10 protein-coding genes are annotated in these 23022 nt (G+C 70.0%); 4 read left to right on the top strand and 6 right to left on the bottom strand.

Translation table 11 applies throughout. The features are described from left to right. Positions 1-8: 8 nt before the first annotated feature. Entirely contained in the window at positions 9-13619 is a 13611-nt protein-coding gene (locus HH310_RS19715) for a hemopexin repeat-containing protein (protein ID WP_169177048.1), read from the bottom strand. Between the two features lie 292 nt (positions 13620-13911). Here HH310_RS19715 and HH310_RS19710 point away from each other — a divergent pair, with 292 nt between their 5' ends. After that, positions 13912-14058, top strand: a complete 147-nt coding sequence (locus HH310_RS19710) for a DUF4389 domain-containing protein (RefSeq protein ID WP_248294168.1) — start codon at positions 13912-13914, stop codon at positions 14056-14058. 123 nt (positions 14059-14181) lie between these two features. Here the strand turns inward: HH310_RS19710 and HH310_RS19705 are convergent, their stop codons facing one another. Further along, positions 14182-14682, bottom strand: a complete 501-nt coding sequence (locus HH310_RS19705) for a hypothetical protein (protein ID WP_169177047.1) — start codon at positions 14680-14682, stop codon at positions 14182-14184. A gap of 589 nt (positions 14683-15271) precedes the next feature. Here HH310_RS19705 and HH310_RS19700 point away from each other — a divergent pair. Beyond that, complete coding sequence (locus HH310_RS19700) at positions 15272-15634, top strand: DUF2397 family protein (protein WP_169177133.1); 363 nt, start codon at positions 15272-15274, stop codon at positions 15632-15634. 44 nt (positions 15635-15678) lie between these two features. Here the strand turns inward: HH310_RS19700 and HH310_RS19695 are convergent, their stop codons facing one another. The 3 genes from HH310_RS19695 to HH310_RS19685 form a co-directional block, all read right to left on the bottom strand. Continuing rightward, positions 15679-15972 (bottom strand): hypothetical protein, encoded by a 294-nt coding sequence (locus HH310_RS19695; RefSeq protein ID WP_169177046.1) that lies wholly within the window; start codon positions 15970-15972, stop codon positions 15679-15681. Positions 15973-16222: 250 nt separating this feature from the next. Beyond that, the gene (locus HH310_RS19690) at positions 16223-17608 is read right to left on the bottom strand and encodes an MFS transporter (protein WP_312034216.1); all 1386 of its coding nucleotides are present in this window, start codon (positions 17606-17608) and stop codon (positions 16223-16225) included. 206 nt (positions 17609-17814) lie between these two features. Then, complete coding sequence (locus HH310_RS19685; RefSeq protein WP_211192375.1) at positions 17815-18381, bottom strand: TetR/AcrR family transcriptional regulator; 567 nt, start codon at positions 18379-18381, stop codon at positions 17815-17817. A 324-nt stretch (positions 18382-18705) separates the two neighbouring features. On the opposite strand from HH310_RS19685, the gene HH310_RS19680 reads away from it, so the two are divergent. Continuing rightward, positions 18706-19419 carry an alpha/beta hydrolase gene (locus tag HH310_RS19680; RefSeq protein ID WP_312034215.1) on the top strand — a complete coding sequence of 238 codons (714 nt, stop codon included), beginning with the start codon at positions 18706-18708 and terminating at the stop codon, positions 19417-19419. 208 nt (positions 19420-19627) lie between these two features. Beyond that, complete coding sequence (locus HH310_RS19670) at positions 19628-19762, top strand: GMC oxidoreductase (protein ID WP_211192374.1); 135 nt, start codon at positions 19628-19630, stop codon at positions 19760-19762. A 47-nt stretch (positions 19763-19809) separates the two neighbouring features. Here HH310_RS19670 and HH310_RS19665 read toward each other — a convergent pair whose 3' ends face one another. After that, entirely contained in the window at positions 19810-22992 is a 3183-nt protein-coding gene (locus HH310_RS19665; protein WP_169177043.1) for a DUF5010 domain-containing protein, read from the bottom strand. Positions 22993-23022 lie beyond the last annotated feature (30 nt).

Raw genomic sequence — 23022 nt, 5'->3', positions numbered from 1 at the left:
CGTCTCCTCTACTGCTCGCGAGCCTGGTAGGTCAGCACCAGCCCGACGTTGCGGACGTTCTCTTTCGGCCCCTCGACCGTGAAGGACCACGGTGTGCCGCGCAGCGCGAGACCGGGCGTCGTCAGCAGCCGCGACTCGGTCAGCGCCATCGCCGGGTCGCCGCCGAGCAGCAGCCGGCTCGACGCGCCGTTGGCCAGCTCGTACGTCGGGTAGATGCCGGTGATCCGCCGGCCCACGAGGTCGGGGAACATGTCGGCGCTGAACGGCAGCACCAGCTCCCGATCGCCGTTGGCGAGGAAGTCGGCCCACTCCTGCGAGAAGTCGCGGGCCAGGTCGAAGAACCGCGCCGCCGGGTGCGGCCGCCGCATGCCCTTCACCGCGTTCGCGAAGAGCTCGCCGCCGTCCTCCGCGGTGTACTTCACGACGATCACGACGTCCGACAGCGTCGCCGGAAGCCGCCCGGCACGCTGCAGCCGCCACGTGGAGACCGCGCCGGTACCCTCGAAGGGCAGCAGGCGTTCGTCGTCGAAGCGCAGCTCGAACAGGCCGTTGTTCTCGCGGCCGCCGTCGGGCTGCGACAGCGCGATCTTCTCCCCGGCACGCCACTCGCCGCGTACCGTCGCCGGCATCGCGCCCTGCGGGTCGAGCAGGAACCGCACCGCCTGCGGGTCGGCCGAGAGCACGGTCTTGTGCCCGAGCTGGGTCAGCGTGGCGTTGACCGTGGCCGGGTTGCCCTCGCCGTCGGTGAACGTCACCGTGACGGTGCGGATCTGCCGGCGGAAGTGGCCGGGGAAATCCTCGTCGAACAGTGCCTCGGTGAGCGCGAACTCGCAGGTCCCGGCGGTGCGGAAGCGCACCAGCGCGACCGGGTCGAGCTCGCGCAACGACACCTGACGGGTGACTTCGAGACCGCGCCCACCAAGACCTCCAAGCCCGGCCTGCGCTGCCGCGAGCCGATCCAGATCGAGCGACAGCGTCTCGGCCGCCAGCAGACCGTTGCGTCGGCTGTCCCAGTACGACGGGCGTACGAAGGTCTCGGAAATGCCCGCCTCGAACTGCAGCGCGCGTTCCGCGGCCCGCGCCGTGTCGTAGGCCAGGTGGTACGCCTGGAAGTACAGCGCGCCGAGCCCGTCGGCCATCCAGTGGTAGAGCTGCGCGTTGCTGAACTTGTCGCGCATGAACACCCCGATGGCGTCGTTGTGCGCGAGCTGCCGTTCGAGGATCTCGGCGTCCTGCCGGGCGCTGACGAGCTGCGCGTTCGCGCCGGCGATGCGATGCGTGATCTGCTCGATGTCGCTGCGCGCGGTCGCGAGCTGCTGGGTCCAGTCCTGGCTCATCCGCTCGAACTGGGCTTGGACGCCCATGAGCTCGCCCTTCATGCTGTACGCCTCGCCCATCGACTCGGTCGCTCCGGCGACGTTGTCGAGCGTGGCGCCGAGGCTGCGCCCGCCGGTCTTGGTGCCGACGATGAACGGGCCGAGGTAGAACTCGGGCACGACGTGCGCGATGCTCGCCGCGATCTTGATGATGCCGGCGGCGAGGTTCAGGTCGGCGCCGGTCGCCATGCTGTCGGCCTGCCCGCGTTCCAGGGCCGACATGCCGGTGGCGATGAGCGTGTCGTAGTGCGCGGCTCGGGCGGTCGCCTCCTGCTGGCTCGCGGTCAGCTCGGCGAGCGTCTGTTCGGCGGAGGTGACCTGCGCCTGCTTGATCGCTCGGGTGAGGGTGAGGATCTCCTTCTCCTGCCGCCCCTGCAGCAGGCTCAGTTCTTCGGCGTTGCCGCGTTCGAGCGCACTGACCAGGTCGGTGCCGAGCGAGCGCAGCTTGTCGGCGAGGTCCTGCGCCCGGCGCAGCAGCGTGCTGAAGCGATGCTGCGGCACCGGGATCTCGACCGGCGCGGTGAGCCCGTCGAGCAGTTCGCCCGCGGCGGCACTGCGCACGAGCGCCATCGGGTCGATGGGCGGCGCGAACAGCGGGAGCGGCTGGCTGATGCCGAGGATGTTCAGCGACTGCCGGATCTTGGTGAGCCGATCAAGGACCCGGATCCAGTACGCCTCGAAGACCTCGTTGTCCGGGATGTGGAAGTAGCTGCTGGTAACCCCGGCGTGCACGACACCCGCGCCGTCCACGAGCGTGCCACCGCTGGTGAGCTGCCCGACCAGGTCGGGACCGATCTCCTCGAACGTCTCCGCCGCCGAGGGCAGCGCCGTCGCCAGCCGCTCGGGCGGCGCGCCGAGCAGGTCGTAGGCGAACAGGTAGAGCATCCGCGCCTCGTCGACGCTCTCCGGCGTGTACTGCCGGAACAGCAGGTCACCCCAGTCGAGCAGATTGTCGACGTACGCCATGACGACCGCCCGCCGATGCGCGACCGGCCGGAGGTCGGCGATCGCGTACGGGTTGAACGGGTCCTCCTGATAGGCCTTGAGCAGCCCGTCACGGTCGCCGAGCCGGTCCAGTTGCCGTTCGACGTCGACGATCATGAGCGCCCGCTCGCGCACTGTGGTGACCCTGGCCCGCTGCGCCGCGGTGAGGTCGGTCCGCGCGGCGAGAGCGTCGACTGCGCCGGTGATCTTCAGGTGTTCGGCGGTCGAGGTGAGCGTGTCGAACGCCTCCTGTTCGGCCGGGGTGGCCGGCGCCCGTCCCTGCTGTGCCGCCGGCGCGTAGGTGCGCAGCGCCGTGAGGGTCTTCGCCAGCGCGGTGCGCACCTCGGCCGGCGCCGGCCGCAGGTTACGCAGCCGGGACAGGTCGGCCTCCACGCTGTCGGCGAGTGCGGCCAGATCGATTGCGAGGAAGGGCAGATACCGCCAGTACGACGACGGGTGGGTGGGGTCGAAGACGTACTCGTACCAGCGTTTGGCGTCCTCGAACCGCTGCGCCGCGTTCAGTGCCTGCGCGATGAGCAGCGGCGCGTGGAAGAAGATCTCCTGGTAGTAGATGCCGTTGGCGCTGCGGAAGTCCAGGTGCGAACCCGTCGGCAGCTTCCCCTCGGCGACCATCGACTTGCGCACCCGGATCGCGCCGGTGGCCGTCGCCTCGGTGCTCAGCGCGGCCTCGTCGGTCTCCTGGGTGGACAGATCCAGCAGCGCCGGCACGCCACCGGAGAGCAGCTTCTGGTTCAGCGTCGACGCGGTGCCGGTGGTGAGCCTGATGAGTTCAAAGGGCAAACCCGCCATTTCGTACGGCCGGGGAACGGTGCCCGTTTGGGCGTACCGGGAAATGGTGTTGCCGGTGAAAAGGATCAGCTCGCTGCCGGTGCGCATCGCCGCGTCGAACGGCACGCCCGTGGTGCGCGGCAGGCCGGCCCATCCGTCGTAAACCGAGCGGTCGGCCGGCGCCACGAACGGCTCCACGGTCGCGTTCACGAAGGCGTACCGCTCCTTGGTGAACAGGAACAGATCGTCGCCGCGGTGCAGAATCGCGTCGACCGGACCGGGGAACGGCTTGGGGTAGCCCTCGTCGATCAGCGCCGGCACGACGTCGGAGCCCTCCGGCAGGGTGTACCGGACGTACTCGTTGCCGCCCGCCAGGTAGAGGCTACGGCCCGACATCCAGGCGCCGTCGACGATCCGGTCGCGGGCGATGCTGCTGCCCGCGCCGATCGGCCGCGGTTTGCCGGTCGTGCCGCCGGTGGTCGCCGTGTACGTCCGCGCGGTGTTGTCGAACGCGTAGAGGACGTTCTTGCGCCAGGCCAGCCGGGTGCCCGCCGGGACCTTGGCCGGGAGCCCGTCGCCGTTGCCGGAGAGGAAACGCAGTCCCCCGTCCGGCTTGGCGTACGGCTCGAGGTCCTTCTTGGTCTTGCCCTTCGGCGGATCGGTCTTCGGATGCTCGAACCGCAGGTACTGGTCCTGCCACACCAGGTAGGTGCGGCTGTCGGTGACCACCACGGCCCGGAACGTGGCCATCAGCGTCGTCCACACGGCATCCGGCACGACCTTGCGCACCCAGTGCTCGCGCAGGGACTTCGTGCTGGTGAGGTCCTCGGAGGTGGTGAACTGGTCGCCGTTGATGAAGTACTCGATGTCGTCGGCGCCGACGAACGCGACGTCGATGTGATCCCACGAGGGAAGCCGGTCGGGGTTGTTCGTCAGCGGCAGCGGGTAGTCGGCGTCGAACCGCTCGAACGGGGTCGCCCGGAACCGCACGTATTGACCGCCGCTGACGACGATCGTCTCGTTGGCGCGCACGAGCACCGCGTCGACCTTGCCGTCGTCGGGCAGGACGGTGGCCGGCCAGCCGAAGCGCTTGGCGATCCCGATCGGGTCGCCGACCGTGCCCTTCGGACCAGGCGCCTCGGCGAAGGTGTGGTTCGTGTTGTCGAAGAAGTAGCGGGTGCCGCCGGGCAGCTCGACCGCCGCGTCGACGCGCGACCAGACCGGCAGCCGGTCCTTCTTCAACGGCGTCGCCGGCACGGGCAGCGTCTCGGGCTCGACCACGATCGGCCGGCAGAGCACGCTGCCGCCCTGGTGGTCGACGCTGAACCAGATCTCCGATCGGGTCGGTGCGTCGAAGCGGACCGCGGCGCCCGGCTCGACGGGGTCGACGAAGACCCGGCCGACCCGCTCGGTGGTGGCCGCGCTCGCCTGGGCGGCGTCGACGTCGAGGGCGACGGCGACGGCGTTGGCGTCGGTGGCGCTCGACAGGTCCACGGCGTACAGCTCGGGGTTGAGTTCGAACAGCGCGGAGCCGGGCCGGGTCGTCGCCGGTTTCGCCGGGTCCTCCGACGGAACCGTCACCGTGTAGTTGCAGGCCACGACCACGGTCATGCGTTCGCCGTCGGCGGCCAGGCGCGGCTGGACCAGCAGCGTCGCGTCGCCGATCGTGCCGGTCTCGGCGATGCCGTGGCCGAGGATCTGCGCGGGCACCCAGTCCTTGGTGAGGTTGTAGAACGAGTACATGAGGCGGACCCGCTGCTGGCCGGGCGGCGAGGACACCGCCTGGCCGCCGCCGGTCGCGTCGCGCGCGACGACGGTGGTGCTGGTCGAGGCGTCGCGCACCGGCTCGGTGACCACCCAGAAGACGAAGACCCGGCCGAAGGCATGCACCGGGTGCACGTGGTCGGCGTCGATCTGCACGCCGACCGGCTGCCACGCCTCCCACGACGCGGCGAGCTTGTCGCGGGTGGCGAACTCGGCCAGCCGGTAGTAGTAGCGGCGCGGGTCGGTGCGGGTGCGACCGAACAGCACCAGGCGGCGCGCGCCGTTCGGGTTGCGGTCCTTCGTGTAGACGTAGCCGCCGGCGATCGTCAGCCGCGACACCTCGGTGTATTCGTCAAGGTAGCGCTTGTAGGCGCGCTCGACGGTGTCCGCGGTGATCTCCCCCTGCAGCAGATCGCTCTCCAGCCCGGTGAACGCCGGCGTCTTTGCCGCGCGCAGCTCCGGACGCAGGTAGTTCTCCGGGTACAGGAACACCTTGCGATGCGCCTCCCAGATCCGGTACGACCGGGTCCACGGCCACCAGGTGCGGACCCGCTCCCGGGTCGCCTCGGCCGCCACCACCGCGGCCTCGGCGACGACCGGGTCGGCGTTCTCGTCGACCGGCGGCAGCGCCTCCAGGTTCAGCAGATAGCGGTGCAGGTAGAGCTGGGCCGCCGCGATCGCCTCGCGCACCCGGGAGGTGACGCCCCGGCCGCCCATCTCGACGTCGACGAGCAGCCGGTCGAACAGGTCACGCGCGGTCGTGTCGGCGCCGGCGCGGGCGAGCACCGCGGCGAGCAGCGCATCCCGCAGGATGGCGTTGAGCTCGTTGTGCGTCTCCGTGCGCGACTGCGCGTCGGTGACACGGCTCAGCAGGTCGAGCAGCGCGTCGGCGGCGGCGTCGATCGCGGCCTCCTCGGGACGCCCGGCGTCCGGGTGCAGCCGGTCGAAGACGTCGGCGACCACCCTCGACGGTCCGATGCCCAGGCGGCGGGTGACCGCGAACAGATCGGACAGCTCCAGCAGGAACTCCCACTCGACGCGCTCCTCGTCGGCGGCCGCGCCGGACAGGAAGCGGCTGTTGCGCCGGCACCAGGCCACCTCATCGACGTCCCAGCCGAAGAGGTCCGCGAGGTAGCGGTAGGGCTCGGCGACCACGCGCGGGCCGGGCGCCAGGAACGTGGTCAGGCCGCCATCGGGGTCCGGATGCGTCCGGGCGAGCGCCACCACGCGGGTGATCGTGTGCAGGTCGGCGAGCCGGTAGTCGGCGGTGGCCGACCAGCGGTGCCGGTACTGCTGCGGATAGGTGCGGTCCACCGCGTCAAAGTGACCGTTGCCGTAACGCACGTACTCCGCGCCCAGCCCGAGGTAGACCCGCCCGTCGAGGGTGAAGGCCGTGTCGAGGCGATCCTCGAACAGCGTCGGCAGGTCGCCCCACGCGTCGCGGATCAGCCGCGGGTAGCCGTCGTCGACCTTCTCCGGCTTGCCGGCCGCGTAACGCACGTACTGGTCGCCGGCGAACGCGTAGAGCTCGCCGGCCGGCGCCACGAACGCGGCATCGAGCCCGGCGCCGGGCAGCCGGAAGCCGTTGCGCACCACGCCCCACGCGCCGCGCACCGGCGCCACCGACACCGTGCCGGCGGCGATCGTCGCGAACTGCTCGCCGGCGAAGAGGATCACCCGGTTGTCTCCGGTGCACAGCGCCGCGTCGATCGTGTCGCGGAACGGCAGCGCGCCCGGCGCGAGACCGAGCTCCTGCGGCAGCCAGCCGCCGATAGTCCTGGGATAGCCCTCGTCCGCGACCGTGTGGTCGCCGACCGCGGAGCTGTACCGCACGTACTGATCACCCGAGAACAGCAGCGTCGCGCTCGGCGTCACCAGGGCCGCGTCGACGCGGCCACGCTCGGCGATGACGTTGCGCACGCTGCCCAGGATGCCGAGGTCGTACGTCCCGGCGAGCTCGTGCGAGACCACATGACAGGTCCGGTCGACGAAGAGGTAGACGTGCCGCTCGTCGGCGAACGCGCCGTCGATCATCACTCGTCCGGCCGCGAACCGTTCGGCGAGGTCGTCGTCGAACGTAGCGGGCAGCCCCCCGAAGCCGTCCTCGGTGCGCAGACCGGCCACGATCGGCTTCGGGTAGCCCGCGTCGACGTACCGGTAGTCGCTGCCGGAGTAGCGCACGTACCGCTCGCCGGAGAACAGGTAGGTCACCCCGCGCACGACCACCGCGGCGTCCACGATGTCGCTGCCGGAGCCGGTCAGGAACGGGTTGGTGGTGCGTCCCCACTGCTCACGGACGCGCCGCCGCGGCTCGGCGACCCCGCCGTGGTGGCGGACGAACCCGTCGGCGAAGAAGAAGTAGGTCGCCTCGTCGGCCCCGGTGAACGCGGTGACCAGACCCTCGACGGTGTCCTTGCCGATGCCGCCGAGCCCGCGCCACAGCCGTTCCAGCGGGCGCGGGTAGGACCAGGTGCCGGCGGTCTCATGGTGCTGCACATAGTTGCCGCCGACGACGAACAGCAGGCTGTCGCCGCTGGTCAGCACGGCCGTCGGCGCGGTGAACCCGGCCGGGCGGTACCGATCGGGCAGCCCCCAGAAGCCGGCGCCGGTGGTGCGCGGATAGCCCGCGTCCGGCGTGGTGTAGTCGTGCCCGGAGTAGACGACGTACGGCATCGTCCCGTCGGCCTCCGCCGCCCCGAACACATAGGTGGTGCCTTCCCGGACGTACGCCAGAACGACGCGCGACAATCCGCCCCAGTGCTCGGCGATCGGCCGCGGCTCCTCGTCGAGCAGACCGTCGTACGCCTTGCCCTGGTACGCCACGAACTGCTCGCCGCTGAAGACGTAGGTCCGCCCGTCGGTGCCGACGAACGCGGCGTCCACCCGGTCGTCGTGGTAGAAGGCGTTGCGCGGCCGTCCCAACTCCTCGGCCAGCGGGAACTCGTGGCCGACGTCGACGCCGAAGCAGGACGTGCCCTGGAAGAGGTAGGTGTTGCCGTCGGTGCCGGCCAGGACGGCGTCGAGCCCGGTACGCCACGACACCGGCACGTCACGCAGGACACGCGGCCGTGACTCGGGCGTGCTCACGGTGGCGCCCTCGATCGCGCTGACCCGGTGCCAGCCGTCGGGTTGCTCGACGTGCGGCGCACCGTCCTCGACGAGGACACAGCCGACCACGGCCGGCACCACGGCGTCGTAGCGGCGGTACGGCGTGGCCGAGACCGAGTGGATCCGCCGTCCCCGCAGCAGGTAGACGGTGCCCCGGTCGGCGAAAGCGGCGTCGACACCGTCGAGGTCCGCGGTGAGCGCACCCAGACGCGGCTCGCCGGACAGCGCCGACAGCTTGCGCGGATAGCCGAGGTCGACGACGCCTGGCTCGGTCGCGAGGCCGGCCTCATAGTAGGGCCGCTCGGCGTCGGTGAGTACATGCGTGTATCGGACGAACTGGTCACCGGAGAACAGGTACGTGTACGTGGTGCCGGCCTTGTCCGGGTCGGGGAGCACCAGCGCCGCGTCGACCCGGCCGGTGCGGGCGATGTTGTTGGCCACGTTGCCCCAGAACGGGGTGATCGAGGCTGGGTAGCGGTCGTCGACGCGGGTGAATCCGACGCCGGAGTAGCGCGCATAGCTGGTGTCGCTGAACACGTAGGTCTTGCCGTCGGCGCCGACGAACGCGGCGTCCAGGTGGGTGAAGGGCAGGCTGTCCCAGTGCTCGTCGAGCGCACGCGGCTCGGACCACCAGCGCCGCTTGCTGTCGAAGACGACGAACTGCGGGCCCGAGAACAGGTAGGTCAGTCCGTCGCGGGCGGTGAGCACCGCGTCGACAGTGGCGAACGCGGCGCCCGGCGCGACGAGGTCGTCGGGCAGATTCCACCAGTTGCCGGTGACCGGGCGGGGGAAGCCGGCGTCGGGGGTGGTGTAGTCGCGGGTGGCGTAGCGGACGTGGAACGGCACCGTGGTGTCCTCGGTACAGCGCACCACCAGCCGTCGCTCGGTCCGCTCCCCAACCTTCACCTCGACGCGGCACAGCAGCAGGCCGATCTGGCCCTCGGCGTTCAGGCGCCAGTCGTCGGGCGAAACCCCGAACACCAGGGCGGTGTCGGCCACAGTGATCTCGTACGCCCGGAGGGCGCGGCGCACGGCACGTGGCGCACGGCCGGCCGCCAGCTCCGCCTCGCAGCCCTCGAAGGACAGCGTGCACAGCTCTCCCGCCGCGCCGAACAGGTAGGTGGCGCCGTCGAGCACGAACGCGGCGTCGACGCGGCGCAGCCCGCCCCAGTCGCCGGCGATCGCGCGCGGCCAGCCGACGTCGACGGTCGAGTAGTCCGCCGTCGAGTAGCGCACGTAACGGTCGTCGGAGAACAGGTAGGTGCGCCCGTCGAGCCCGGTGAACGCGGCCTCCACCCTGCCGCCGGGCAGGACCGTCCCGAGCCGGCCCCACCGCTGCGGGGTCGGCACGACCTCGTTGCCGGGGCTCAGCGCGGCCGTCTTGCCGTTCTTGAACAGGTGCACGACCTTGTCGACGTCGGCGAAGGCCGCCTCGACGCCGCCCTCGAACTCGACCGGCACGTCGCCGTAGTGCGTCTCGATCGTGCGCGGGTAGGCGTCGTCAACCCGCACGCCCGGCGCCTCGATGCTCGCGGAGTAGCGGAACACCTGGTTGCCGGCGAAGACGAGCAGGGCGTCCCCGGCGGCGTAGGCGGCATCGACCCGGTCCGCGCCGTGCAACGCGTTGGCGATGCGACCCCATTCACCGGTCACCGACTCGCCCACAGCGTCGCCGCGTACGGCAAGGAATTTGTCTCCGGCGAACAGATATGTCACGTCGTCGCGGCCGTGGAAGGCGGCGTCGAGCGACTCGCGGAAGCGGGCCGGCAGCGGCGTGGTGCGCCGCTCGTTCTCCCACCACTGCCCGATCCGGCGCGGATAGCCCTCGTCGACCGTGGTGAGGTTCGTGCCGGAGTAGCGCACGTACTGCTCGCCGCGGAACAGGTAGGTCCGCCCGGCGTCGTCGACGAACGCCGCGTCGATGCGCGGCGCGTCGTCGAACGCGTTGGTGACCACGCCCCACTCCTGCGTGGACGGGGCCCAGCGGGTACGGCCCGGCTCGCGCGCGAAGCTCCGAGGCGCAGCCTGGTCGTCGCGCCCGACGATCCATTCGGTGCCGGTCCCGTCGCGGAACGCGGCGTCGACCGTGGACAGTGAGCCCAGGGCCGGCGAGAGGTCGGCCAGGCTCCGCGATTCGGCGTCCAGGAGCCGGCCGTCGCGGTATTGCCACACGTTGTCGGCGTGGAAGAGGTACACGTTGCCGTCGGCGCTCTCCAGCAGCGCGTCGACACTGTCGACGCCCGTCGGCAGCAGCAGCGGCTCGGGGAACTTGCCGGTGAGGTCCTGGTCGATGAACGCCGCGTCGACCTCGGCCGGGTCCAGGTCGAGCCGCTGCGCCAGGCGCGCGAAGCCCCGGATCCGCCGCAGCGCCCGCCGCAGGTCGGGGTCGCTCCCGTCGGAGTCCAGGGCCGGCCCGACGATGAGGTCGAGCACCTGCTCGTGCCCGCCCGCGAGGGCCGCCGCGATGGCCCCGACCGTCGCCGCAGGCGCACCGAACGCGTCCCCGAGCACCTCGACGGCCGCCGCGCGCTGCCCGGCCACGACTCGGGCCAGCGAGGCGCCGATCTCCGCGACGGCGTCCCGGGTGGCGACCGCGACCCGGTGCAGCAGCACGAAGACGTCGGTGGTGAAGTCCTCCAGGCCGGCCAGCCGGAAGTCGGCGGCGTTGTAGACGCTCGCGAAATACTCGACGCGGGCCGGCGCGATCGCGTACGCCGGTGTCAGGAAGGCCGCCTCCACCAAATACGCCATGAGCTGGTCACGCTTGTCGCCAGGGAAGCCCAGGGTGGTCAGCGCCGCCGGGTCGACCCGGTAGGGCGCCGCGTCGGTGAGCACCTCACGCAGCCGGGAGGTGATGACGGCGCACTCGGCGGCGGTGAACCCGTCGAGCATCAGCACCCCGTCGGCGCCCGCGAACCCGGCCGGGTCGTCGGCGCCGGCCGGGTCGGCGAGGAAGGCCGCGGCTGCCGCGATGAGCCAGCCGTCGTCGAGGTAGACGCCGTCGAGCCGGTCGAGGACACGCCGGGCGGTGACGGCGTCGGCAAGCTCGACGAAGTCGTCCGCCTCCATCCGGTACAGCTCGGTGCGCCGCGCGGCGAGGGCAGCCTTGACGGCGTCGACGATCGGCCGCCGGTAGGCCAGCAGCTCGACGGCCAGCCCGAACTCGTCGGCCGCGCGCTCGAGAAGCCCGGCCGGGCCGGCCCAGCGGTCCTCGGCGTCGACGTGGCCGTTGAAGCGCAGGCTGTCCACGAGCGTCGTGCGCTGCTGGACGCTCAGCGGCAGGTCGTCGAAGAGCGCCGGATCGAACGGCGGCGCGTCCCCGGCGAACGCGGCCACCCGCCCGGCTAGCAGCGCGTGCACCTCGGAGGCGAGCCCGCCGAGATCGACGTCGACGCTGAACTCCGCCAGGTTGCCCGGCGCCCGGAAGAAGCCGGGGTCGGCGATCTGGCCGCTCGCGTCCAGGTAGCCGTGGAAGACCAGGTTGTCGTACAGCTCGGCGCGCTCGGTGTCGCTCAACCCCGTGAGCATGCCGAGGTCGGACGGGAAATACCAGGACGGATCCCCCGCCGCGGGCTCCTCGTCCTCGCCGGGGACCGGCAGCATGCCGGGGCCCTCGCAGATGGTGGCGATCATCTTGAAAAGCACATCCCGGTACGCCTCGAACGTGCCGGCCAGACGCAGGTCGGCGGCGTCCGCGGGCAGTCGCTCGGGCAGGATCACCGCTCCGGCGCCGAGATAGCCGCCCCAGCCGAGATTCGCGAGGATCTTCGCGGCGAGCCGGTCGCCCAGCCCGATGCCGGTGAGGTCCCCGTCGGCGACGATGGCTAGTTCCTCCAGCGCGCCGTGCGCGGTCGGGGCGACCTGCGCCGGGTCGAGGCGCACGACGCCGAGCGCCCCCTCCGGCGCGGCCGAGGTGACGACGTCGGCGACGACCTGGGCGGCCCGGTCGCCGAACCGCACCGAGCGGAACGTCTCGGCGGTGACCCCGAGCGCGTCGAACCGCTCCCGGAGGGACTCGAGGACAGCGGCGTCCTCGTCGCCGCCGCTCGGACCGGTCGGCACGCCGAGGATCAGGCAAAGGTCCCGGGCGTCGAGGCCCGCGTCGCTCAGCCAGCGGGTCAACGCGTACAGCTGCTGCATGAGCCAGAGCCCGGCGGGGACGTCGGCGCCGGCTAGGACGGCGTCCAGATCGGTGGCCGTCCCGCCGGTGTCGAGCAGGATCGGCAGCGGATTGAAGCGGCGGACCGACGGGTCGGCGCCGAGCGCGTCGAGCAGCGCGAAGAGCTCGTCGACGGACACGCCGAGCGCCGCGGTGAGCCGCCCGGCGCGGTGCAGCAGCGACAGCTCGGCGAGCCCCGGCTCGGGGCCCTCGAACAGTCCCGGCGCGGTGCCCGTCGCGCGGTCCCGGACGCGGGTCACCACGGCGGCGAGGTCTCGTTCGGTGAGGCCGACGGCGGTGGCGACGCGGCGGCGGTAGGCGGTGTTCGCGGTGGCCAGCATGTCGCCGGCGCAGCGCAGCACCGGGAGCTTCGCCCAGCCGGTGGGCAGGCGCCCCGGCCCCAGGAGGATCGGGTCGCCCGGGAAGGGCAGGTTGAAGACGCGGTTGAACAGGTCGTCCTCGTCCTCGTCCTTGTCCTCGTCGCCGGCGTCGAGGACGGGCATCGGCGCGACGAGGCTGACGATCACGTCGAGGGGCAGGTCGTAGGCGCGGCGCAGCCAGATGACGACCGCCACGGCGCGCAGGGCCGCCGCGTTGATCTGCCCGGCGCAGCACGTGCGCACCACGAGGTCGAGCTCGGTGAACGTGAGCCCGCTGCGGCGGGCGAGCCGGACGAACCGGTTGACGCGGTCGAACCAGGCCGGCGCCGGCGTGCCCACCAGGTGGTGCTCGGCCGCGTCCAGGGTGATCGCGGCGCCCGCCTGGCTGTACGGCCCGGCGAGCAGCTCGCGCAGCTCGGCCGCGGTCAGCCCGGTGGCGTGCCGGAACCGCGCGGCGTCGGCGAGTGTCGTCCACGCGTCCGCGGCGGTGCCGAGGTGGTAGCACTCGCGCAGCGCCTGCCCGTCGGCGAGCTCGGTGACGATGATGTCGGCGTCGGCGGGGCTCAGCCCAAGGTATTCGCGGGCGACCACGTCGGCGTCGACCTCGGTGGCGAACTGCCGGTACAGCTCGACCGGCTCGACCCCGAGCCGGGCCAGGTAGCGGCGCACCCGCTCGCGGCCGAACGAGAACGGCGCCACGAACGGGTACCGCAGCGTGGCCAGCATGCGCAGGGCTTCGACGTCGGTCTCGTCGGGGGTGGCGCCGTCGACCGGCTCGGTCCGCCCGGTCAGCTCGTTGCCGAGCACGTCGTTGACGATGTCGAGGTAAGGGATCTCGGTGTAGGTGTCGCGCCCGTCGAGCGGCACGTCGTCGAGGTCGGGCCGGCGCCGCCGTAGCGCCTGACCGGGTTCGCCGGTGGCCGCGATCTCGTCGGTGAGCTGAAGCAGGTCGGCGAGGTAGGCGGCGGGCGAGTACACCGACCGCGTCTCGTCCGCGGGCCGGATGTCAACCTCGCCGAAGAGCTGTTCGTAATTCGGCAGGGCGTGGTCCGTGCTCATGGATCCTCCTCAGTGGGCGGGCGTTCCCGAGCACGCGGGATCGCCCGCTGTGCCGTCGGCGGCTTGCGGGTCTGGGGATCTCGTCGCGGGTGCGGCATGACCGGCTCACGCGGTGACGCCGGTCGTTGGGCCTCTCGTGCACGCTAAACGGTGCGAGGGGTCAGATACATCGCCCGATCATCTGAGCGTCATTAACCGATCGCCGTGAGTGACGCTTGTGGACGCTGCTATCCGCTGATCCAGTGCGCACCGCGCCAGATCGACCGCCTCGGCGACCCAGGCGGCTCGGCCGATGGGACGCACTCCGGCTCTCTTCACCGGACGCTATCCGCGGTCGCTGTTCGACTACATGGTGGGCGTCGGCCGGTGGGCACTCCGCGTACAGGCCTACGCGTTCCTGCTGGTCACCGACCGGTACCCGCCGTTCAGCCTCAGGTGATGATCTCCCGGTTCCCGGCCTTTTCAGCACAGCGTCATCGCCGTTTCAGGGCGTCCGAGCAGGCTGCCGACGGGCCGTGGTGGCGGAAGGGCCGCCATCGCGAGCCCGGAGGGGGAGATCGTGTTACCGAAGAGGATATTCAAGATACTGACGGCCGCCGTCGGCGCCGCGCTGATCGCGGTGGTCGCGACCGCCGGACCGGCCCAGGCGGACACCGACCCGACGACCACCACGCTGACGTTGTAGTCCAGCGTGGTCGTCGAGACCGGCGAGCCTGGTCAGCACGGCGTGCTCGCGGCGTAGGCGGGCGACCGCATCCGCCCGGTGGCAGTCCAGGCCGGCGTGCGGCCGCGCCTCGCGCAGCACGACCTTCTCGCCGGCGGCGTTGCGGGCGAGATATATGCCGCCGCCGTTGGAGACCTGCAGGGCCTCGTCCACCCGGTACGGGAAATCCACCGGCCCGCCGGAGCGCCGCGCGGCCAGGTGCGGCCGCAGGATCGCCGGAATCTCCACCCACGGCGGTACGGCGAAGACCGGTCCGCGGTGATCGGGGACGAGCTCACCGCCGACGTCCTCGATCGCCGGCACCGCCTCGTCGTTCTCACCCGGGCACCACATCCGCACGTGGGCGCCGTAGCGTGCGTACAGCGGTCCGCGCCGATCCGCAGCGCGCCCGGCACGAAAGGCCCCGACATGCCGGCCAGCCGGGCGGACAGCTCGGTGATCGCACACTCGAACTGCCGGTCGTCCCGCGGATACAGCGTGACGAGCTTTCCGCTGGAGCCCGGCCCGGCGTTCCGGGAATTGACCATGGTGAGGACGTCGGCGCTGCGCAGGAACTTGAAACTGAGGCAGTGCGTCGTGCAGTAGTCCCAAACGGTGTGGAGGCAACGGACCGCCTCGGGAACGGTGACCGAGATGTGGATTTTCCAGCCTTGCCGGGGCGCGCGCCCGGCCGGTGCGGCGAGGCCGACCCACAGGTCCGCTTCCCCGCGCCGCCAGCCGGCCGGCGCGGGACGGTCCGCCTGCTCGAACCGGCTGTCACCGTCACGGATGCTCGGCGAGGCAGTAGAGCCAGCCCCTCGAAGACATCACGGGAGTCATGGTCCAGGCGCCGCTGAAAGGTGCCTGAGGTGGCGCGGAAACGGGCTATCAGGATGACCTCGCCGAGGTCGCGCATGACACGTCGTCCCATCGCAAACTCTTCAGCTACCTGACCGCGGATGTCGCCGACGAGTACATCGCGATCATGCGGCTGTTCACCGGCACGCTGCTGACGGATCTGTCCGCGGCCGAGGTTGCCGCTCAGCTGCGTGACCGTGACCTTGACATCGACCCCGATGTGGCCGTGGACCGCTGCAAGCAGCTCGTGCTGTGGGGCAACCTGGTGCGGTCGGTGCGCGAGACCCGGGTCCCGACCGCCCGAGATCCGGCGGCGCCGGGCGGCCTGCGCCGACACCGTGGGATCCGGAGCTGGCAACGGCCATGTCGGCACGCGGTCTGGCGCCCGATCGGGCGAACTGCTTACCTCCTTGTTGCTGCTCGGCGGCCTGATAATCTCTCTTTCGGCCGTTAGCGGGCGGGTCCGGCATGGTCGATGTTGGACACGCGGAGATTGAGCTAGATGCTCCCTGGCCAGGTCATATGCACCCGCTGTGCCTTCGGTTCGGGTCTCGATGCGGCTTGACCGTTGGGCCCAACTCGAATGTCCATCATGAACGGTGACGACACATCTTCGACACGTACGCTCCGGTCGCCCTGCTGGTGATGGTCTGCCGTGCGAGCCATTCGTCGAATCGCTGGGAGGGCGACGGGCCGGGAGATGTAGTAGCCCTGGATGGCGTGGCAGCCGCCGGCGTCGAGTTCGTCGCGGGTGGCGCGTTCGTCGATGGGCGGGGTTTTCAGGTACGCCATAGCGAAGTACCCGGTGCCGAAGTCGTCGATGGAGAGGTGTACGCCCAGGGTGTGTACCCCCCCGCGAGGATGCGATGAGCGCCCCCGCGATGCTCAAACTCAGCAGTTTCCTCATGCGTTCGACGCTAGGGATCCGCGCTCGACGAGTCAGGAGCGCCAGCACCCGGGCCCGGGTGCTGCTGGCCGCAGCACGCCCCCAGGGTCAGGGGCATTCACCCGGGAAGGACCGGATGAATGCCCCTGAGTCTCGTCAGGCCGGGACGAGCGATCGCCGGCGAGCCAGCAGCGGCGCCACGTTGAGCAGCAGCCCGGCGAGTGCGATCCCGAGGACCAGATTCAGGCCGGGCCGGAACGAGGTGAAGTCGCGACCGGCGATGCTGATCACGGCGGTGGTCACGGCCAGGACGAACGCGGTGCCGATCTGTCCGCTGGACTGCACCAGACCGGATGCCAGGCCGTGTTCCTGCGGGGCGACGCCGTACGTGGCTTGACCCATGATCGCGCTGTAGCCGAAGGCAAAACCGATGCCGAGCAGAACCATCGTCGGCAGAATCACTCCCCCGTACGTCGGGTGGTGGCCCGACGCGATGCGCATCCAGAGGTAGCCCGCACTGAGGAACGTAAGGGCGGCGCCGATCAGTGGTCCGGTGCCGAACCGGGGGATGAGCCGCGCGACCGGCAGCGAGCCGAGCGCCACGATCGCCGGTCCGGGCACCAGACCGACCGCGACCCGCAGCGGCGACCAGTGCAGACCGTCCTGCAGGTAGAGCGTCATGATGAACTGGAAGCTGATGAACGATCCGAACAGGGCGGCCATGCTCAGATTCGCCCGCAGGATCGGCCCGCTCTTCAGGATGGCAAGACGCACAAGTGGCTGAGCCACCTTGTTCTCGATGATGACGAACGCGATGAGCATGATCAGCGCGATCGCGAGCAAGGCGATGGTCAGCGAGTCCCCCCAGCCTCGGCTGGGTGCGCTCACCACGGCGTAGACGGCGAGCAGGGTGCCCGCGACGAGCGTTACCGCGCCGCCCAGATCCTGACGCGCCCTGGCCGCCGGACCGTCCTTGGCGATCAGTGCCACCCCGGCGATGAGGGCGGCCAAAGCGAGCGGTACCGGGATCAGGAAGTCCCATTGCCAGCCGAGACTGGTCAGAAGACCACCGATGATCAGCCCGGATGCGAATCCGCTGGCCCCGAAGATCGTGAAGATCGACAGGGCGCGGTTGCGGGAGCGGTCGTCGCGGAAGGTCGACAGCAGGATCGCAAGTCCGGTCGGCGCGGTGAACGCGGCCGCTACACCCTTGACGAACCGGGAGACGATCAGCAGATCGCCGTTGTGAACCAGGCCGCCGAACACGGATGCGGCCGCGAAGACGCCGAGCGCGATCAGGAAGACGCGGCGCCCGCCGAGAAGGTCGGCGATGCGTCCGCCGAAGAGCAGCAGCCCGCCGTAGCCGAGCACGTAGGCGTTGACGACCCACTGCAGCGATGCGGTTGACAGGCCCAGGTCGGAGCCGATGGATGGCAGGGCCACACTCGCGATGGACAGATCAAGCCCGTCCAGGAACAGGGCGGTACAGAGCACCGCCAGAACGATCCAGAGCCGTACGGGCCAGCGCTGTCCGGCCGGCACTACGGCAGATTCAGTACTCACAAGATCCCCCACGTCGATCCAGCTTAATAAGAACGACCAGTCGTTCTACTAAAAAATAGTACGACTGGTCGTCCTAACTTCCAACCGTGGCGGACCGCTTTGAGAGGCGAGCCACATCGGCCCGAAAGCGACAACCCCGCCCGTCAGCAGCTGACGGGCGGGGTTGTCGCAGGCGAACTCGTTGGTTACGTGGTCGCCGCGGCGCTCAGGTACGCGTTGATGCTGCGCCGGGCTCGATCGAGATCTGTCGCGTCGTGGTGCAGCGTGTAGCGCTCGTTGGCCAGGTGCAGGAAGGCGTTGATGTCGAACGCGGCCTGTTCCGGGTCGACCGTCTCCCGGAAGAGGCCCTCGGCGCGTGCCGCGGAAACCTGCTCGGACAGATTCCGCATCCACTCGTCGTCAAGCACCGTAAGACGGTCCAGGACCGGGCCTGGCCTGGTGTCGAACTCGGCAGTGGCCGACGCGAAGAAGCAGCCGCCGGGAAAGACGTCGCCTCCGATCAAGGTCAGGAAGCCTTCGGCCAGCCCGCGAAGCCGAGCGACCGGATCGTTCTCGCGCAGCGCGGGCTCGATGATCTCGCGCCCGTACACCTCCCACGCTGCCTCGATGGTGGCGAGTTGCAGCTCTTCCTTTGAGCCGAAGTGGGCGAAAAGACCGCTTTTACTGAAGCCGGCTTTGTCGGCGAGCCGGGCGATCGACAAGCCCTCGAGGCCCTCGACGGTGGCCAGCCTCGCGGCGGCGTCCAGGATCATCCGCCGGCTGCGTACGCCGTCCTCTCGAATCCGACGATCCTGGCGCTTGCGGCCCGGCGTGTCCTGGGCTGGCGGGTTGGCGGCGGTCCCCGGGCGCGCTCTGGAACCGCTAGGGGTCGTCGAGGCCGCTGCTGGGGCCATTCGCACGCGTTCGTCGTCAGCCATGCGTCAATACATAGCACGACCGGTCGCTTTCCGCCACCCTGAGAAAGTACGTCCGGTCGTGCTATGAGAGGGATCACTTCTGATTGATAGAACGATCGATCGTGCTAGCTTGGATGCTGGATTGAGTCAGCAACTCAGCCGAACACGCACACGGAGGATTTGACGTTGTCCAGCTCACAGAAGCCTGCGCTCGTTTTGTATCACGGTGCCTGGCACAAAGAGTCGATGTGGAATGTCCTGCGCAACCATCTCCACAACTACGACGTGCACACGCTGCAGAACCCGTCCAGCGCCAACGTTCCGCCGTCGCAGCTGGGCGATCTCTACGACGATGCCCGAGCCATGCGCGAAAAGGTCCTGAGCATCGACGGCCCGGTCGTGGTAGTCGCGCATTCCTATGGCGGAGCGCCGGCCACCGAGGGATTGGCCGGCCTTGGCGACAAGGTCAAGCGCATTCTCTACCTGCACGCGTTCATGCCCGATGTCGGCGAGTCGCTGGTCACGGCGAACAGGGGACTGGATTGGTGGTGGGGTACGAACATCGTCGACCAGGGCGCCTACGAGATGCTCCACGCGGAGCGCATTTTCTACTCCGACTTCGAACCGATGGCCGCCGAGATGGCCGCCGCCGACCTCACCCCGCATTCGGTGAAGTCATTCGAGCAGCCGATCACCAAGGCCGCCTGGCGTGAGATTCCGAGCAGCTACGTCATCGGGGAACAGGACCACGCGGTGCCCAAGGAGGCTCGCGAGTTCATGGCCACCCGCGCCCAGCACATCTACCGCGTCGACAGCGGCCACTCGTCGTTCATCAGCCAGCCCGACCGCATCGCCCGCTTCATCCACGAGGAATACCTCCGGCTCGACGCATAACGAAATCACAGGTGGACGCCCGTTGCCGGTCTGCCCGATGAGCGGCCGGCAACGGGACTCCTCGGGCGAAACGGAACGAACCCGTGACCCACTACGACTATGTGATCGTCGGCGCCGGATCCGCGGGCAGCGTCCTCGCGACCAGGTTGTCCGAAGAGCCGGACACTCGGGTGGCGTGGACGAACACTCGGAGGCTCCAGCAGCATCAATGCGATGGGTACACGGCTTGGACGGCCTTCGCGTCGTGGAGGCCTCGATCATGCCCCGGCTGGTCTCCGTCAACACCAACGCCGCCACGATCGCGATCGCCGAAAAAGCAGCTGACCTCATCCGAACGAGGTAGGCCGCACATGGGGGGCAGCCGGCTGACGAGCCGACTGCCCCGCTCTGTCACGCGGCGGTGAGGCTGAATGACTGCCGGGTCGACCCGTCACAGGTGCGTTGCTGCAGCTGCACGTTGTCCGCGGTGGAGCCTCCTGGGACTTCGAGGCATTTGCCGCTGTTTTTGTTGATGAAGTGGTAGGTGTTGGTGGTTTCGAAGACCGGTGTCCATTGCTGGTTGGTGCCGGGGGTGCTGGTGGCGACCCACAGTTGGATGGGGGCGGCGTCTGCTGTCGACCGGTCAAGCACGTCCCAGGAGCGGGTGGCGTCGAGGTGGCTGTTGATCCGGTCGACTCCGTTTCCGAGTGATTGGAATTGCCATTGCTGGGTGGTGGTCGAGTTGCAGGCGGCCTGTTGGACGGCGGTGCCGTCGGTGCCGGTGCGGGCGGTGACGCATTTGCCGCTGCTCTTGGAGGTGACCGTGTTCCACCCCGACGGAACGGTCGCGGCCGGCAGCGCCCAATGTTGACCGGTGGCGCCGGAGTTGCAGGGGTAGACCTGTAGTTCGGTGCCGTCGGTGGTGGAGTTGCCCGGGGTGAGCAGGCAGGTGGCGGATTTGCCGTTGACGAGTCCGCCGAACGAGTTCACCGTCCACTGCTGCGCGGTCGAGCCGTCGCAGCTGTCCAGGGTGACGCGTGCGCTGTTAGCCACGAAGCCGTTCCAGAGGGTCGCGCATTTGCCGGCCACCCACAACGACTTGTCCGCCGCGGGCACCCATTTCTGGGTCGGCTTCCCGCTGTCGCACTTCTGCAACGCCACGCCTGCCGCGTCCGTCGCCGTGTCGCCGGTGACGCCCACGCACATGCCGCCGACGCCGGTGATCGGGCCGGCCGGTCCGGCCGGCTGCGGCTTGATCTGCGGGCTGGTGCCGTCCGGCACCAGCCACTGCTGGCCGATGTCGCCGCCGTTGCACGGGTACATCCGCACGGCGGAGCCGTCCGTGAGCACCTTGTGGTCATCGGTCAGGCAGGACGGGGCTGCCACGTTGACCACGTTGCCGTTCGCTCCGACGGTGAACTTCTGCCGGTCGGAGCCGTCACAGGTCGCCAGCGTCACCGGGCGGGTCATCGTGTTACCCCCGCCGTCGGCGCAGAACCCGCCGTTCCACAACGTACCGTCGGTGCCGAGGGTGAACTGCTGGGTCGCCGCACCGTCACACTTGTTCAGCGCCAGCGCGGCACCAACCCGTGCCGTCCCGGTCAGGTCGGCGCACAACCCTTCGTAGCCGACCAGCTGACCGGACTTCCCGGCCGGCGGCGGAGGCGGCGGTGGCGGCGTTCGCTGCGTCTCGGACCAGGAGTCGAACGAGGCTTGGCCGCCCGGGAACTGGACGGTGACCACGTGACTGCTCCGCGCCACCAGGACGAACTCGCCCCCGGCCACCGTGGTGGAGGCCGTTGGCGGCACGGTAACCAGTGGACCGGCCACCCCGTCCACGGTGAACCGCAGCGTGGTGCCCGCCGGCGCGGCGACCTTGGCGGACAGGTCGACGGTGCCTTCCATACCGACGGCCTGCCAGGTCAGCGCCTCGTTCGGCTGGATCTGAGTGACGCTCCAGCCGCTTGCCTGCCGGGTGACGTCGAGGTCCCCGGTCCGATACGTCCCATCGTTGCCCGGGGTGGCGCCGGTGACCGCGTCGGCCGACTCGGCCTCGACGGTCATCGTGGCCGGGAACGGGTCGGTCGCGTACCGTCGCAGCCCGTCGATCATCTGGTTCGGGAAGTCGACGTGGCGCTGGTCGTAGGTGCCTTCCGCGGCCCGGGCCAAGAGCGCGTTCTCCTCGGCGTCGGTGAATCCCTCGACGAGGGTGGCGTTGGCACCGGCGTTCACCGTGGCCTCGAGGTTGTCCGCGAGCGCCTGGCCGTGCCGCGGGTCCTCGACCATGTTCGTGGTCGCGTTGACGACGTTGAATCCGGGCGTCGCGACGCCGTACGACTTGCCCGAGGTGGCCGCGGTGTGCGGGGAGGCAACCCGGAAACCGTCGACGTTCACCGTGCCGCCGGTGGCAACCACCTTGATCGTGTGCAGGTCATCGGTCAGCCCGGTTTTACTGAAAACCGCTTGCTGCACCTGTACGCCCGTGCCGGTGCCCAACGTGACATGCGCAGCGGGCTGGTTGTCCAGATACACATCGGCGGTGCCCAGGCCCGGACCGGTCTCGGCCAGGTAGTCGATTCCGGTGCCGTAGAAGGGATAGCTGACCGTGGCGCCCGCGGTGCTGGTCTGGTGCAGGGTGCTGCCGTAGTCGCCGAGGCCGGTCGACGGGTTGGTCCACCCGGCCGGGAACGTGAGCACCTTGTCGTCGGCGATCGGCTGGTAGGTGACCAGCGAACGACCGGCCGGGACCCCGAACCAGTTGTTGATCCCGTCGGCCTGGGCGACCACGCTCGGGTCCTGCGTGAACCAGCTCTGGTCGAGGTTGTAGAACAGGTCGGTGCCGAACTCGGTCTTCGCCTGCTGCCGCGCGTATCGCAGCAGCCGCGACTCGTTTCCGTTTCCCGGGTTCGTGATGAAGGGCTGGTTCATCGACCACTCGTAGACGACGGGCCGCCCATCCATCTTGTAGCGCATGTCGTCCGGCACCTGGGCGAGGAACTCGCGCAGGTTGCGGTCCCAGTAGTACTCGTAGCCGCCTTCGCCGGTGCCGTCGGTGTCGCCGAGGTCGAACGGCGGGTCGTAACCACCGGTGTGGTGCTTGGCCCGGTTCTTCGCGTCGGTCAGCGATGCCGGGGTGTCGTCGAACGCGGCGATCTTGAGTCGGTCTCCGACGCCGCGGCGTTTGATCGCGGCCACCAACTCGCCGAGCAGGCGCGGGTCGCCGCCGCCGTCCGGCACCACCGAACCGGGGGTGAAGCCGCGCAGGACCGGGGCGACGAAGTCGACGCCGGCGTCGGCCAGTTCCTCGACATAGTTGTCGAAGAAGGCTGGCATGTCATTCACGTTCGCCCGGAACATCGGGGTGTTGTAGACCGTTCCGCTGCTGCTGTACGGCCCGCCGTGCAGGAAGTCCTGGGGCATGCCGAACGTCACACCGAGCGTTCCGGTACGACTCGGGTCACGGCCACTGACGGCGGTGCCGGTGCCGGTGCCGGTGCTGGCGCCGGTCGCGGCCGACGCGGGGGGACCGCCCACGACGGTGAGGACGATCGCCGCCAGTCCGGCGACCGCCATCCATTTTCGCTTGCTTCTCAAGCTTCGAGCTCCTTGAACGAGGTGGGTCCC

Origin of the sequence: Actinoplanes sp. TBRC 11911 (genome assembly GCF_012933445.1) — a bacterium.
GTDB lineage: Bacteria > Actinomycetota > Actinomycetes > Mycobacteriales > Micromonosporaceae > Actinoplanes.
Note: the sequence above shows the minus strand (reverse complement) of the source record. Positions and strands in the feature narration are given on the sequence as shown.

Bases quoted from the DNA above. Each gene is read 5' to 3' on its own strand.
- HH310_RS19695 (WP_169177046.1), bottom strand. From the start codon at position 15,972: ATGGCGTACCTGAAAACCCCGCCCATCGACGAACGCGCCACCCGCGAC.
- HH310_RS19670 (WP_211192374.1), top strand. From the start codon at position 19,628: ATGCGATGGGTACACGGCTTGGACGGCCTTCGCGTCGTGGAGGCCTCG.
- HH310_RS19710 (WP_248294168.1), top strand. From the start codon at position 13,912: ATGGGACGCACTCCGGCTCTCTTCACCGGACGCTATCCGCGGTCGCTG.
- HH310_RS19715 (WP_169177048.1), bottom strand. From the start codon at position 13,619: ATGAGCACGGACCACGCCCTGCCGAATTACGAACAGCTCTTCGGCGAG.
- HH310_RS19685 (WP_211192375.1), bottom strand. From the start codon at position 18,381: ATGATCCTGGACGCCGCCGCGAGGCTGGCCACCGTCGAGGGCCTCGAG.